The sequence below is a fragment of the Virgibacillus chiguensis genome (assembly GCF_900129865.1).
Lineage (GTDB): Bacteria > Bacillota > Bacilli > Bacillales > Amphibacillaceae > Virgibacillus > Virgibacillus chiguensis.
The window spans coordinates 176,140-191,782 of the sequence record NZ_FQXD01000002.1; the positions used below are offsets into that span (position 1 = coordinate 176,140).

Here is a 15,643-nt window from a genome sequence, read left to right on the forward strand (position 1 = left end):
CAAAAATAGCAATATATTTACGACTTTCATACTGGTGTAAAAAAGGTTAAACCCCAAGAAGGAGTTTAACCTTTTTCATATTTAAAGGGATGTAAGGTTTTTTACTACATCTGCACAACGGGTACAAAGTGTTGGGTATTCTGCGTCTTCTCCAACAGTATTGGAGGCGACCCAGCAACGCTCACATTTGTCTCCAGGATGCTTCTCTACATATACATCGACATGCGTATACACCTTAGCATGCTCGCTTGTTTCGGCTAGGTTTACTTCTGAAACAATAAAATACTGGTGAAGATGGTCCATCGCTTGTAATACTTCTTTTGTTTGCACATCTTTTGGAATGATCGTTAACTTAGCTTCTAATGATTTACCAATCACTTTTTCATTTCTTGCTGCTTCTAAAGCTTTCAACACATCATCACGAACAAGCATAAAATGATCCCATTTTTCAGCTACTTCATTCCATTCATTCATTTCATTTGGTTCCGGCATATCTGTTAACTGAACCCAATCTGCTTCTGTTTCAGGAATATACTCCCACACTTCTTCTGCAGTATGTGGAATGATAGGTGTCAATAACTTGACAATCGCTGTTAATACTTCATAATAACCTGTTTGAATACTTCGTCTACGCTTATTATCTGCTTGTTCAATGTAAAGTATATCTTTAGCAAAATCCAAGTAAAATGAGCTTAAATCAACAGCACAGAAATTATGAATTTGATGGAAGATTGGTGAAAACTCATAGTTGTCATAATTTTTCCTTACGCCGGCTACTAATTTCTTCAACCGATGTAGCATGTATTGATCTACTTCTTCCAAATCCGCATAAGGAACACGATCCGTTGATGGTTGAAAATCACTAAGGTTTGCAAGCATAAAACGAATCGTATTACGAATTTTACGATATGCTTCTGAAATTTGTTTTAAAATGTCATCTGAAATACGAACGTCTGCTTGATAATCTACAGATGAAACCCACAGACGTAAAATATCAGCACCAAGCTGTTTCTGCACTTTAGTAGGTTGGATGACATTTCCTAAAGATTTACTCATTTTACGACCATCACCATCAAGTGCAAAGCCATGACTAATTACCGATTTATATGGCGTTTTACCTGTTACGGCTACAGAAGTAGATAAGGACGAGTTAAACCATCCACGATACTGATCGCTTCCTTCTAAATATACATCTGCTGGTCGATGATGATCATCTCTACCAATTAATACAGCTTCATGAGAAGAACCAGAGTCAAACCAAACGTCCATAATATCCATTTCCTTTGTAAAAATACCGTTTGGACTATGCTCTGAGGTGAACCCTTTTGGTAATAAATCTTTCGCTTCCCATTCAAACCAAATATTTGACCCATACTCTTTAAACAGTTCCGATACATGGCTGATCGTTTCGTCTGTGATAATTGGTGTACGATCTTCCCCATAAAAAACCGGAATTGGAACACCCCAAGTACGTTGTCTGGATATACACCAATCTTCACGATCTCTTACCATGTTATATAATCTCGTTTCTCCCCACTGTGGGTACCATTGAATATTTTTAATTTCTTCTAAAATAGTTTGGCGAAAATCTTTAATGGACGCAAACCATTGTGACGTTGCCCGAAAAATAGTTGGTTTCTTTGTCCGCCAGTCATGCGGATAAGAATGAGTAATAAATTGTAATTTTAACAAAGACCCAGTTTCTTCTAATTTTTCCGTAATTAGTTTATTTGCTTCATCATAGAAAATCCCAGTAAATCCAGGTGCTTCATCTGTAAACACCCCTTTTTCATCAACAGGGCATAAAGCATCAATACCGTACTTTTTAGCTACATAAAAGTCATCTTCCCCATGACCTGGAGCAGTGTGTACACAGCCTGTTCCGGCATCCGTAGTAACGTGATCACCGAGCATTACAAGCGAGGATCGATCGTAAAACGGATGTTTCGTTTTGATATGTTCCGCTTGCTCACCACGAAATGTTTTTTCTATTTGATAAGCTTCCCACCCTAGCTCTTCAGCTACGGTTTCTAACAATGCATGTGCGATAACATACCTTTCTTTATCTACTGCTACAACAATGTACTCCAATTCTGGATGCAAACTAATTCCTAAGTTAGCAGGAATCGTCCAAGGCGTAGTTGTCCAAATAATCAACTTATCTCCTGCATTTAGCAATCCTTTCCCATCCGTTACTTCAAAGGCAACGTAAATAGATGGAGATCGTTTATCATGGTATTCTATCTCAGCTTCAGCTAAAGCAGACTCTGAAGAAGGTGACCAATAAACCGGCTTAAGTCCTTTATAAATGTAGCCTTTTTTAGCCATCTCTCCAAATACTTTTATTTGTGCTGCTTCATAATCCTTTGTTAACGTAATATATGGATTGTTCCAATCCCCACGAATTCCTAATGTTTTAAATTGATTACGCTGATTATCCAACTGCTTTAATGCATATTCTTCACAGAGCTTACGAAATTCAGCAATGCTTAACGCTTTACGATTGATTTTTTTCTTCTTTGTCAATGCTGTTTCAATAGGTAAACCATGTGTATCCCATCCAGGAACATATGGTGCGTAATAGCCACTCATAGACTTATATCTAATAATAAAATCTTTTAAAATTTTGTTCAATGCATGACCGATATGCAAATCCCCATTCGCATATGGTGGTCCATCATGCAAAATAAACGTTGGGCGTCCTTTTGTCCGTTCCAAGCTTTTTTCATATAGTTTGTTTTCGTCCCACTCTGTTTGTCGATTTGGTTCTTTATTTGGTAAATTACCACGCATTGGAAACGCGGTTTTCGGCATTAATAATGTATCTTTATATTCCATTATTGCCTTCCTCCTTTAAAGCTGTTGTTATTAAATGCTTAAACGTTAAATTATAAAATCATTCACATCGTGACCCGTTGTCGAAGGATAATACTAGACAAACTTGGCTTATAAAACCACGTTTACTTCTATTATAGTTTCTAGAATTTTACTGCTTTATTGTACAAAAAAATCCTCTCAATCCCTCAAGGGACGAGAAGACTCGCGGTACCACCCTTATAAATATGGGAAATCTCTCCATATTCACTCGACATCGATAACGGGAATAACCGGTCATTATTACTATTTGTTCATAACGACAACTCAAGAGTGATTTTCTAAAAGTCCGACTGTATCAGGCTCCCACCATCCGCTGACTCGCTAAATCAGTTCATGCTTTTATACTCTCTCTTTCCATGCTTTGTTTTATTCATTTTTAAGTTTATTATATAATAAGCACTTCATCGAACAGAAAACAGTTCTGTGTATGAATTATATGTAAAAATTAAAAAATCGTCAAGATTTACGTTTCGCTTTCTTCCAATTCAAGATCCTCTCCTAGCTCTGCATCAAATAATTGATCCCAATCATCTGTTTCAATCATATCTAACTGCGCTTCTACAAGCATTTTCAGACGGGTTCGAAATACTTTCGCCTGTTTTTTTAATTCTTCTACATCCATAGAAATACGACGAGACTTTGTTAACGCCTCATTAATAATTCGATCTGCATTTTTTTCTGCCTCTTTAATAATCAACTTAGATTCTTTTGAAGCATTTCCTTTTAGTTCTTCTGCGGTTTCTTGCGCAATTAGAATAGATTTATTAAGCGTCTCCTCAATGTTGGTAAAATGACCTATTTTTTGATTCAATTGATTTACTTGTTCTTGCAGATCGTTTTTTTCTCTTATTACCATTTCATAATCTTTTATCACTTGATCAAGAAATTCATTTACTTCATCTTCATCATAACCTTTCCACTTTTTAGTGAATTCTTTGTTATGAATATCGAGTGGTGTTAATGGCACAATTGCCACCTCCTATTTTACTATATCTCATTTACCATTCACATAATGTACATTGCTATAATAACGGTTTGTTCAAATAAAAATTGAACTTCACTTCATCCATGATCTTTCGTTCACTAATGTTTATTATACACTATTCATTTCAACAAAAACTACTTAATTCCTGCAAAATTTTATAGAAAGCTACACTTATTTCTATATTTAATGGCATAATAAAAGTATTTAGCATAACATCTTACATAGAAATCAAGAGTTTGTATCTCATTTTAATCGTGCTAATGTAATTTTTTGCTTGTCTTTTTTTGATCGGCCTCGCACATGTACTAATTTACTCCTGCCTTTTCCCCGCAATGAAAGGACATCTCCTGCTTGGAGCGTAAATGACACATCATCTACAAGTTTATAATTTACTTTAACCAATAGCTTTTTAATATATTCAGTCGCTTCTTTTCTCGATAAGCGATAAGCTTCCTTCACCACAACATCGAGTCTTAATGAAGAAACAGTTGTTTCTTGTTCCAGCCAAATAGGTTCTCTTATGTTCCATTCATTTAAGGGGCGTTCTTCCAACTTAACAGAGGCATGCTTTATCTTAGTTAAGTGAGACTTTACATAAGGGGCTATTTCTGAAGCAACTACCAATTGAACAAGCCCATTGTCTACAACAATATCCCCTAGTATCTGTCGTTTTAAGCCGAGCGACAGGCAAGCTCCCATTACATCGCGATGGGATAAATGTATGAATTTATTTGGAAAATGACCTTCAAGTAAGGTTAATCCCGTATCCACTGCTTGTATATCTTCATATAATGGAGCAATCACAGCCCGCTTGCGCTCCGCAAATTTATGCCCACCATTAAACAGCAGGTTAACATCACTATCCTTCGTTGAAATAAGCATGGTAACTAGCTGTTGCTCTCGAGGATCAAGGAAGTTAGTCAACTTAGGTTGATACGTTCGTTCTACTTGCTCTTTCCAAGACAGAATCTGATCAATAAAAGCTTCTTCCTCTTTACGAAAATGTTGATATAATTCCATCATCGAAACTCCTAAACAAATATCATAAAAATAGTTCACAAAAAACAGTCGCATTTCCACTTTCAGATTACATTCACCATTTCAAGAGTACGCTTAAATTAACATCCAATACAATTGCTGTAAACCACCTTGAGCAAATTTTAAAACAATGATCGCAACAATGGGAGAAAGATCTATCATTCCAAGTGGTGGTATAAATTTACGAAACACTTCTAAATATGGTTCACAAATTTTAGTCAAAACTTCACCGAATGCCGATTCACGAGCGCCTGGAAACCAGGACATGAATATATAAATAATTAATGCAAATGTATAAACCGTAAAAGCCATATTTATTATTTGAAAAATTTCTTGCATATATCCATTACCATCCTTTACCGTATTCTTCTTCAAGTGTATCTGTAATGGAACCAGTAACATTCACATTATCAGGCGTACATAAGAATGTTTTAGCTCCAAGTTTTTGAATGTCCCCGTTAACAGCATACACCGTTCCGCTTAAAAAATCGACGATGCGCATTGCCTGTTGGTTCTCCATGCGTTGTAAATTAATTACCACTGCACGACGGTTCACAATATTATCAGCAATTTCCTGTGCCTCGCTATACGTTCTTGGCTCACATAAAACAACTTTAGAAGTTGGATTATTTACACTTGTAAGATTTACTACGTTTTTATGTTTTTCTTTTGGTAGTGCTTGCTCAGCTTCAAACTGGTCAGCATCTACATATTCGTATTCATATTCATCTTCCATTGTGAAATAATTCTTCAGCTTATTTTTTATACTCATTACCTCACCCCACTAAATTTGTACCAACTCGTAAGTGAGTAGCACCTTCTTCCACAGCAATTGTATAATCATTACTCATCCCCATAGACAAAAAGTTACAAGGAGCGTGTATCAAATTTTGCATGTGAATGTCATTGCGTAATGTAGCTAAATGACGAAAAATACTTCTCAATCTTGCCTCATCTTTAATATGTGGCGCCATAGTCATCAAACCAATTACCCGTATTTTGGAATACGTTTTTAATTTTTCAATAAAGGTAAATAATGCTTCAGGACGTACACCATGTTTTGATTCTTCTCCACTAACGTTTACTTGAATAAAGCAGTCAATCTGTTTATTAGCCCGTTTCTCAATTTCTTTCGCTAAAGAAATCCGATCTAACGAATGCAATACATCAATATGGTTAATGACATCTTTCACTTTTCTTGACTGTAACGTTCCAATGAAATGCCAATTCGCTCGATCATGGAAATGGTTATATTTTTCTAAAAAGCCTTCCAAACGGTTTTCTCCCAAATCCGTAATCCCTGCTTGTAGCGTTTCTTCAGTTCGCTCTATTGTAACATATTTCGTCACTGCTATGATGGTAATATCCTCTTTTTTTCGCTGACATGCCTGACAAGCATGCGCAATATTTTTCTGAATTGTTTGCAAATTGTTTGCTACGTCCATTGTTTCTTATTCTCTCCCCTCATGTAGCCATGGTAAAAAGCCAATAAAACCTAACATTCGCCCTGTTTTCCCATGATCTCTGCGATGTGAGAAAAAAAGTGCTTCATCACGATATGTGCAGTAATTTGTTACATCTATATTATTACGTAATACCCCTGCTTGTAAAAGGATATCCACATTTAATTGTTTCAAATCTAAAAAGTAACGGTTTCCTGCTTTTGTATCCACTACGTTCGCTTTAAACATGGTGGGGATTTGTTTTACTACATGTGCATCCACTTCATAACACATTTTCGAAATGCATGGTCCTACGGTAACAAGTAAATTTTCTATCTCAACTCCATATCGTTGTAACTTTTGGACCATATGCTTGGCCATTTGGTGGACCGTTCCTTTCCATCCAGCATGAGCAATTCCAATAAAAGATGTTACAGGATCATAAAAATATAGTGGGACACAGTCTGCAAAAAAAGCCGTTAACATGATATTAGAGTGATTAGTAATGAGACCGTCAACTCCCTTTATGGCAGAATGATAATTTTTAGCCCCTTTTCCCTTATCTGATGGTTGAACAAAATGAATATTCGTTTGATGTACTTGCTCGCCACATACCCAGTTCTCCAAAGGAAATTGAACATGACGTGCAATACGTTCCCTATTCAATAATACATTCTTTGACAAATCGTCTACATGGAAGCCGACATTTAAGGAAGAATAGCTCCCATCACTAACACCAGCTTTTTTAGTTGTAAATCCAGCTACAATTTTTTTGTTTAATCGTTGCCATTTCTCTATATGTAAATACGTTGTTTGCAATGAATGAAAGACGTCGCTCAATACAGCACCTCCTATAAGTCCTGATCATATTTTATCATAAATTGCAATTATTTTTTAACGTCTTATGTTATTTTAACTGTATGAAGGGGTTAAAAAACTTGGCTTGTTGCCAAGTCTTATGGAAAAAGCTTTTTTCTTATACTATAACCAAAAATCTTGTACTTTCCTATAGTGCAAGAAAAACGTTTTCTATTTTAAGTTTATGTGCTTGAATTATAATATAATGCTGGCTTTTCCGCTTCTTTTACAAGAATAACATCGGTACCGATCCGAATTATTTGTTGCCAGTCAATCACTAACTCCTCCGATTTTCCAAATAGACCGCTTTTCTTATCCCTTGGAATAACAATAATAGCAGCTATTTTCCCCAACTTTGTATCTATTTCTAAATCATGTATATGACCAAGTTTCCTTCCGCTATCCATAATAATAACCTCTTTCACTTGCAGTTCCGATAACCTAACCATCTTTCCACCTCTCTCAACATGCTTTTTTTCATCAGTTCTTTGAACAACCTCTGATATTTATATATATGCTAAATCAATGCATTCTTTCTTTATTTCTTATTTAAATCTATACATTTATTACTGAATGAGAATGAAATCTACCACTTGAGAAAGAATTGGTTTATTGCCAAGCCTTTAGGGAAAAAGCTATATCATACAAAAAATAGAAGAGAGATCAAGTTATCTCTTCTTCTACTTTTTTAATATTATAAAGTTACCGCAAGCCCCTTCATAAGCTGATAATGAGCATCGTTAAATCGCGTCAACAGCAGAATGTTCAAATGGATGAGGAGGACTTTTGGGTTAAACCTTTCTTTTGAACTAACAAATCATCACAGTTCGAAACCTCATTCTCGCTAAAAGAACAGAACAGTTCTATTCAAACATTTCATTGTTCATTTGTTTAATAGCTGCCTTTTCCAACCGAGACACTTGGGCTTGTGAGATTCCTATTTCATCAGCAACTTCCATTTGCGTCTTTCCTTGAAAAAAGCGCTTGTTTAAAATCATTTTTTCTCGATCATTTAATTGGTGCATCCCTTCCTTTAAAGATAATTTGTCCAACCAAGTGGAATCTTTTTCCTTGTCATCACTTATTTGGTCCATGACATAGATAGGATCCCCACCATCATTATATATTGGTTCAAACAAAGATACAGGGTCTTGAATCGCATCTAAAGCAAAAACGACTTCTCCGTGGGGAATCCCCAATTCTGCTGCTATTTCCATTGGAGTTGGTTCTTTTGAAGTCTTGCTTATTAAATTTTCTCTCACCTGCAATGCTTTATACGCAATATCACGTAAGGATCTTGATACACGAATAGGATTATTATCTCGTAAGTATCTTCTGATTTCCCCAATAATCATCGGAACAGCATAAGTGGAAAATCTAACATTATGGGATAAATCAAAATTATCAATGGATTTCATTAAACCGATGCAGCCTACTTGAAATAAATCATCAACGTATTCTCCTCGATTGTTAAACCGCTGTATTACACTTAGAACTAGTCTTAGATTTCCATTTACCAACTCTTCACGAGCAGCTAAATCATCTTCCTCCTGCATTCTTTTAAACAGCTTCCGCATTTCTTCGTTCTTTAATACGGGTAATTTGGATGTATCAACACCACATATTTCAACCTTATGTCTCGTCATTTATGTTCAACCCTCCCAGTTGGTGATGCTGTTCATGGACAGTATCTCCGTAATAGAGGGTTTTTATGCAATGCGTTATCTCAAAATCATGATGAAAAAACATGAAAACTTACCAGCACAGGGTTAAACCATTTTATTAAATTCTTTTTTTAATCGTCGAATTATTTTTTTCTCCAACCGAGATATATAGGATTGGGAAATTCCTAACATATTGGCTACATCTTTTTGTGTTTTTTCTTCTTCACCAATGAGTCCAAAACGCAATTCCATAATTTGTTTTTCACGAGGGTTAAGCTGTGATAGGGCGTTTTTTAACAAATGTTTATCTACATTCGTTTCTAAATCTCGGGTTATAATATCTTCATCCGTCCCTAAAACATCAGAAAGCAATAATTCATTTCCGTCCCAATCTATATTTAATGGCTCATCAAAAGAAACTTCTGATTTTAATTTATTATTTCGTCGTAAATACATGAGAATTTCATTTTCAATACAGCGCGATGCATACGTTGCCAATTTTATCTTTTTTTCTGGGTTAAAGGTATTAACAGCTTTAATAAGACCGATTGTACCTATGCTAATTAAATCTTCAATATTAATTCCCGTGTTTTCAAATTTTCTAGCTATATAAACGACTAAACGCAAATTACGCTCTATTAAGATGGCTCTAGCCGATTTATCCCCTTTAGGCAATAAAGCTAATAATTCCTGCTCCTCCTCTTTAGACAAAGGTGGAGGGAGTGCTTCACTACCACCAATGTAATAAATCTCTTCTGATTTTATACGTAGCTTTACTAATAATTTAAGCCACCATAAACGAAGACGCAATTTAGAAATTCTCAACATTTATCTCTCCTTTATGCACTATGAATGGTAGATGTTTGAATCATTCTCGGATGTAATAAACAATGATAACTTGCATCTTTTGTTAATTCTCCAAACTGAATCCCGATTAACGCTTTTCTTGTTGTAATTCGTTCTTCTCCATAGTAAATAATGATTCGTTCGGGACGTAGCGTAAATAGAAACATATTATTTCCTTCTACACCTTGATAAGGTACTATTTGTAAATATTTCTCCCACTCCGCTGGTAATGCTTCCATTTGAAAAGTATGATAGCAACGCTCGAGATCGGCCCAAGTCTGTTCAGAGAACCATTGCTTTAAAAACACTTCATCACATAGGACAACTGGTTTTTTAGTGATTGGATCGGTTAATTGATTTCCACTATCAATAAATCCTGTTGTTGAATAACTTTTTCCTTTCATTTCAATAGTTACTGGTAAAATTTGGTCATAACGAATTTTTTCTTGTACGTGCTTGTCCAAACGGAATTTTGTAAACAGCCACACTATTGGAAAACCAATTACTATAAACAACCAACTTATCGGATCACCGAAACCACTGTTATACGTTAAAAAGCCATTTGTATGCATATGAAATGGCTGTTGGAGTAAAAAGTGGATAGCCGTTAAACCACCTCCTATCGAAAAGCTTACAAAGTAAAATAATGCAAATAGCTTTACCCATCGATACTTATTTCTGTAGCCAAAGGCAACAACAATAATAATAGCAGATGCTACTATTTTCCCTGGTACACTAGTAGCAATGGATTCAGGAAAATAGATAGAAATAGGTACGGTCAAGGATGCAACAAACGCTCCAATAGCTAAACGAAGCTTTTTCGTATCATCTCTAGCCAATGCTTGAGTAAGCATTAGCAGCATAAAATCCAATAAAAAGTTCAACGCCCAAACTGCATCCAAGTAAATAGTCATATTGACTTCCCTTCAATTATCAGGAATCATCATTTTCTAGCTTTTAATAGTAAAAGCTTGCCATAAAGTAAAGCTTCAATCCGTGAAGATTTCTTTCCCCCACAGATTGTTAGTAGCCCAAAAATAGGACATAAAGGCCTTTGAAAAAATCGGTAAACTAGGCTGTTATGTCCCGCCCATTTAGACTTGTTCATCTCACATCTTCAATTCTTGAAGCAGAAGACTTACAGCACCTTATATGCGAGATAAATTATAGTGATTATAGTATAGCGAAGCAGACAAGAAAAGTCTGTCATATTCTGTATCGTATATCTGACTAATTTTCTCGAGTTATTAGAAGGTTTGTCATTTATGTGTATAGCTTCATTTTATGCCAATTGTAGATGTAAAAAACTTCCTATTGTTAGAAAACCTTTGTTTTTTCTTTTATACTACAAAGCACAAAGGCTCGGCGCCCGTTCAGCAACGTAGTGAGTGGAACGAATCAACGAAGTTTTAGGAATTATGCTCCTGCAACAGGAGTTTGACGACACCCTCCGGCAAGCCCGTCTTTAGTCGGCCTTTCTATTTAGTACGAACCGATGATGACTTAGCGTAGGGCAATGGCGTGAATTCGCCTAATTGCTGGGCGCTGGAGCCGGACGTAGCTAAATAAATTAGTAAGTTGTCCACAGCTACTATTATAATTTCCTATAAACCTAAAAAAATCTTAGGGATATTCCCTAAGATTTTTTTGGACTGTTTTTCACTTTTAACGGTTTCTATTTCGGTTTCGGTTTCGCAAGAAGGTGGGAATATCTAATGTATCCTCTTCTTGAGCAGGGCGCTGTTGCTGTTGAGGTTCAGGCTCTCTTTCTCTTTCCCTTCTTGACACTGTATCATGTGTACGCGTCGCTGCATGTTGTTGCTGTGCAGATCGTTGCTGTCTAGCAGGTTGTTCTGATTTTTGAACAGATTCATCAAAACCTGTAGCAATTACAGTGACTATAATTTCGTCTTTTAAATTCTCATTAATAACAGAACCAAATATTACGTTCACTTCATTATCTGCAGCAGAAGTCACTAAGTCCGCAGCTTCTTGCACTTCATATAAACTTAAATTTGTTCCACCGGTAATGTTCATTAAAATACCATGTGCACCATCGATGGAAGTTTCAAGTAATGGTGAAGATATAGCTTTTTTAGCTGCTTCTGTCGCTCGAGTTTCACCTGTTGCGACTCCAATTCCCATTAAAGCAGAACCTTTATCATACATAATTGTTTTGACGTCAGCAAAATCGACGTTAATTAACCCTGGTTTGGCAATTAAATCAGATATGCCTTGTACACCTTGACGTAATACATTATCAGCTTCACGGAAAGCCTCCAACATCGGTGTATTTTTATCTACTATTTCCAACAAACGGTCGTTTGGAATGACAATTAGCGTATCAACGCTTCCTTTTAACGCATCGATCCCCGAAATAGCTTGGGTGGAGCGTCTTCTTCCTTCAAAGGAAAATGGTCGAGTAACTACACCGACTGTTAAGGCACCCAAATCTTTAGCAATTTGTGCTATAACAGGTGCTGCACCTGTTCCCGTTCCCCCACCCATACCAGCAGTAACGAAGATCATATCTGCACCTTGTAAAACTTCTTCCAGCTGCTCTTTACTTTCTTCAGCTGCTTTTTTTCCAACTTCTGGATTAGCTCCAGCACCCAAACCTCTTGTCAATTTTTCGCCTATTTGAATCTTTAATTCAGCTTTAGAAAGGTTCAATGCTTGCGCATCTGTATTTACTGCTATAAATTCTACACCTTCTACACCATGCTCAATCATACGATTGACAGCATTGTTACCTCCGCCACCTACTCCAATTACTTTTATTGTAGCTAATTCTTCCATATTCATATCAAATTCTAACATAGTTCGTTCCTCCTAATGTGCAAAATTACAAACGTTCTATAAGCTAATTGAATAGAGGTTATTTTTCGTATATTAATAGAAAACTTTCATATAATAAAAGAAAGGATCTACTTTAATCAAAAAAATACTTAAACAAATTAGCAATTTTAGCTTCTTTTTTCTTTGGTTCTTTCGTTTCATTTGCTTTCGCTTGTTTCTTTATACGTTTTGGTTGAGCGTCTGGATCTTGTGACATAACAGTTGGAAATAAATCTTTTCCCTGTATTTTCGCATTCCAATAAGCAAATTGCAAGATACCAACGCCTGGAGTGAATTGTGGCTCCCGCACACCTATGTAATCGGGGATAGCAATTCGAACATTAGAACGAAATACGTCTTCAGCCAACTCAAGCACACCAGGCATTGCCATCGTTCCACCAGTTAATACATAACCCCCAGGTAATTCCTGATAACCCATTTGTCGTATCTCTTTCTCAGCAAAGGCGTAAATTTCTTCCATCCTTGCCTCAATTATATCTGCTATTTCTAATTGATTCGACGTTTGCTTAGAATTACTACCGATAATAGATACATCGAATACTTCTTCCTCCAATGCATCATCATAGAATGCATGTCCAAAATTTAATTTTACATCTTCAGCTTCTTCTGTCGACGTACGTAATCCAATGGATAGATCTTTTGTGATATTGTTTCCGCCTAATTGTATAACACTAGATGAAACCAGATGGTCATTTTCGAAGATGGAAACTGTGGAGCAACCGCCGCCTACATCTATTAAAGCGACTCCCATGCTTTTTTCATCTTTCGATAAAGCAATTGTTCCGGCGGCAAGCGGTTGAAGGCAGATGTCCGCTACTTCGAGGTTAGCACGTTCTACACATTTTAAGATATTGTGCAAAATAGTTTTTGAACAAGTAATGATAGTCCCTTCCATTTCTAAACGTACACCAATCATCCCTCTAGGGTCATTAATTTCATCTAACCCATCGACAATAAATTGTTTAGGAATCACATCAATGATTTCTCTTTCTGGAGGAATAGACATTACTTGCGCACCATCAATTACCCTTGTAACATCTTCATCCGTTATTTCACGATTTTCGCTTTGAACTGCTACAACTCCGTGGCATGGTTGCAATTGAATGTGATTCCCATTCACTCCTACAACTACGCGTTCAATTTTCATACCAACCATTCTTTCTGCTTGTTCTACCGCATTACGAATGGAATGTACCGTTTGATCTATATCTATGATAGCTCCTTTTTTCATACCATTCGATTTAGCAGTACCTACACCAATAATATTTAATGAATCATTTAAAACTTCACCGATAATTACTTTTATTTTTGATGTACCTATATCTAGGCTTACTAAAATATCACTGTTGTTCAAAACAAGGCACCTCCCAAATTCAAAAGCTGCACAAAAGCAAACTTCTCTCCATAATATATTTTTATCTACTATACTTTTTTAGCGACAGATGTATTGTTCTTAGATTTATCATTTCCTATAATACACGCACAAAACGTAATATATAAATTTATTCCACATAAAACTAGTAATTCCCTTTATTTTTTAGTACTTTTTTTACACTATAGGAAAGTATTGATTTCTAGAATTTATGGTTTAAGCAAAACGACGGCTTTAAAGTCATGTTTTTCTAATAAGGCAGTTATCCATTGCAATGAAGTATTCGTAGCCGTACAAATGGATTGTAAATGAAAAATACACTATAACTTATCTCTAAGCTGCTTGAGAACTCTAATATACAAAAGCATCGCTTCATAGTAATTGAATAAACCAAACAACATTTAAACACTATTTTAACTGACTCTTTTTTTCTCCTATTCTTCATTTATGAACAAAAATGAAGATGTTAAGTTCCTTATTCTTGGATGCTAAACTATAAAGTTCGCTACATTTTTTAATCGTATAAGAAACGCCAATATAATTATTCGTAAAACAGATTCAAAATATGTCGTTTAGAAAAAATTGATTTATAAAAAAGGGTAATTTTATATAAACACTTGACTGAGAAACATTCTTCTTAAGTTAAGAACCCTTAAATGATGGTTTCTTATTGCAAAAACAAAACGCTAATCCCCCTTCTCAGCCTCTTGTCCCTTCTTTCCATTGTGAAATGACTCGAAATATGCACCAACCCCAATATGAATAATTCCTTCACTTTCTTCCTCTAGTTGTGACACGATGGAAGGGTATATTTCCATACTATCAGCGAAGTTTGGAATGCGGGCATCAACGATAAAACCATCATTCATATATAACCGCATCTTATCGTTATTATCTTTTTCTGGTGTCCAATGCACTTCCGAAATTAGATTTCGAATCGTTTCAGGTAGTTTTTCCATTTCATTCGTTAACCTATGTAAATACGTTTCCTTATTAAATCCCTTTAATAGTGGAGCATCTCCATTATACGTTTTTTTTGCCATACTTTGAAGTGTTGTTCCATTACCTAATACTGGATAGTAAGTCGATTCTTTTTGTGTGTAGCCAACAAGTTCGTATTCTTCAACCGTGATGGAAACGGTCCAAGGTAATTTTCTACTTACCTTTGCAGAAGCAATAATTGGACTATCATTTAATATCGACTCTACCGCATCAGTATCAATTGTCCATATGTTTTTATTATCGGTTAAATTCGCTTGCTTTACAATTTCATTATCCTGTAAAAAAGAATTGCCCTCTACTTGAATCGTACGTATATAACTTAACGGCGATTGTAAATAAACAATAATTGAAATTAAAATGAAAAAAATAGACAGGTAAAATAACAGCCTGCGGTTTGCCTTTTTTTTCCTTGCTTGTTTTAATTTTGGAATTCGATCTTCAATTGAAACGACTTTCTTCTGAGCCATCTCTATTTCTTCCTTTATCCCTAAATTAACAACAAGAAATGGCATGTACATGCCATTTCAACTTGTTACTATGAGTATATCATATAATCCATGGAAAAATGTAGTGAGACTTAGGGAATTGTAAAGTTTTTTATTTCAATATCTTGTCCTGCTATAGTCCAAAAAATACTACCGGAGAACTTACATATTTTATTCCTGCATTGTAGCGTTACCCCTTTTATTTTATTTTAAAC

General features: G+C 35.6%; 14 protein-coding genes and 1 other annotated feature. All 14 genes read right to left on the reverse strand.

What is annotated here, in order from left to right; genetic code table 11:
* Nucleotides 1–81: 81 nt before the first annotated feature.
* The 14 genes from ileS to BUB45_RS03400 all read right to left on the reverse strand — a co-directional run bounded on the left by ileS (nucleotide 82) and on the right by BUB45_RS03400 (nucleotide 15,410).
* Nucleotides 82–2,838 (reverse strand): isoleucine--tRNA ligase, encoded by a 2,757-nt coding sequence (gene ileS, locus BUB45_RS03335; protein WP_073005227.1) that lies wholly within the window; start codon nucleotides 2,836–2,838, stop codon nucleotides 82–84.
* 185 nt (nucleotides 2,839–3,023) lie between these two features.
* Nucleotides 3,024–3,243, reverse strand: a binding site (T-box leader).
* 97 nt (nucleotides 3,244–3,340) lie between these two features.
* Entirely contained in the window at nucleotides 3,341–3,844 is a 504-nt protein-coding gene (locus BUB45_RS03340; RefSeq protein ID WP_073005238.1) for a DivIVA domain-containing protein, read from the reverse strand.
* Nucleotides 3,845–4,105: 261 nt separating this feature from the next.
* Entirely contained in the window at nucleotides 4,106–4,882 is a 777-nt protein-coding gene (locus BUB45_RS03345; RefSeq protein ID WP_073005240.1) for a YlmH family RNA-binding protein, read from the reverse strand.
* Between the two features lie 93 nt (nucleotides 4,883–4,975).
* A complete protein-coding gene (locus BUB45_RS03350) occupies nucleotides 4,976–5,239 on the reverse strand; it encodes a YggT family protein (protein ID WP_073005242.1) in 264 nt (87 codons plus the stop codon).
* A gap of 7 nt (nucleotides 5,240–5,246) precedes the next feature.
* Nucleotides 5,247–5,672 (reverse strand): cell division protein SepF, encoded by a 426-nt coding sequence (locus BUB45_RS03355; RefSeq protein ID WP_073005244.1) that lies wholly within the window; start codon nucleotides 5,670–5,672, stop codon nucleotides 5,247–5,249.
* Between the two features lie 4 nt (nucleotides 5,673–5,676).
* Entirely contained in the window at nucleotides 5,677–6,345 is a 669-nt protein-coding gene (locus BUB45_RS03360) for a YggS family pyridoxal phosphate-dependent enzyme (protein ID WP_073005246.1), read from the reverse strand.
* Nucleotides 6,346–6,351: 6 nt separating this feature from the next.
* The gene (pgeF, locus tag BUB45_RS03365) at nucleotides 6,352–7,182 is read right to left on the reverse strand and encodes a peptidoglycan editing factor PgeF (RefSeq protein WP_073005248.1); all 831 of its coding nucleotides are present in this window, start codon (nucleotides 7,180–7,182) and stop codon (nucleotides 6,352–6,354) included.
* Between the two features lie 200 nt (nucleotides 7,183–7,382).
* Nucleotides 7,383–7,649: a YlmC/YmxH family sporulation protein gene (locus BUB45_RS03370; protein WP_073005250.1), complete on the reverse strand. Its 267-nt coding sequence runs from the start codon at nucleotides 7,647–7,649 to the stop codon at nucleotides 7,383–7,385.
* A gap of 414 nt (nucleotides 7,650–8,063) precedes the next feature.
* Nucleotides 8,064–8,846, reverse strand: coding sequence for an RNA polymerase sporulation sigma factor SigG (sigG, locus tag BUB45_RS03375; protein ID WP_073005252.1), 783 nt, complete (start codon nucleotides 8,844–8,846; stop codon nucleotides 8,064–8,066).
* Nucleotides 8,847–8,969: 123 nt separating this feature from the next.
* Nucleotides 8,970–9,689, reverse strand: a complete 720-nt coding sequence (gene sigE / locus BUB45_RS03380; RefSeq protein ID WP_073005714.1) for an RNA polymerase sporulation sigma factor SigE — start codon at nucleotides 9,687–9,689, stop codon at nucleotides 8,970–8,972.
* A gap of 14 nt (nucleotides 9,690–9,703) precedes the next feature.
* Nucleotides 9,704–10,624 carry a sigma-E processing peptidase SpoIIGA gene (gene spoIIGA, locus BUB45_RS03385; protein ID WP_073005254.1) on the reverse strand — a complete coding sequence of 307 codons (921 nt, stop codon included), beginning with the start codon at nucleotides 10,622–10,624 and terminating at the stop codon, nucleotides 9,704–9,706.
* Between the two features lie 751 nt (nucleotides 10,625–11,375).
* Nucleotides 11,376–12,530, reverse strand: a complete 1,155-nt coding sequence (ftsZ, locus tag BUB45_RS03390) for a cell division protein FtsZ (protein WP_073005256.1) — start codon at nucleotides 12,528–12,530, stop codon at nucleotides 11,376–11,378.
* 112 nt (nucleotides 12,531–12,642) lie between these two features.
* Nucleotides 12,643–13,923, reverse strand: coding sequence for a cell division protein FtsA (gene ftsA / locus BUB45_RS03395; protein WP_073005257.1), 1,281 nt, complete (start codon nucleotides 13,921–13,923; stop codon nucleotides 12,643–12,645).
* Nucleotides 13,924–14,627: 704 nt separating this feature from the next.
* Nucleotides 14,628–15,410 carry a cell division protein FtsQ/DivIB gene (locus BUB45_RS03400; protein WP_073005259.1) on the reverse strand — a complete coding sequence of 261 codons (783 nt, stop codon included), beginning with the start codon at nucleotides 15,408–15,410 and terminating at the stop codon, nucleotides 14,628–14,630.
* Nucleotides 15,411–15,643 lie beyond the last annotated feature (233 nt).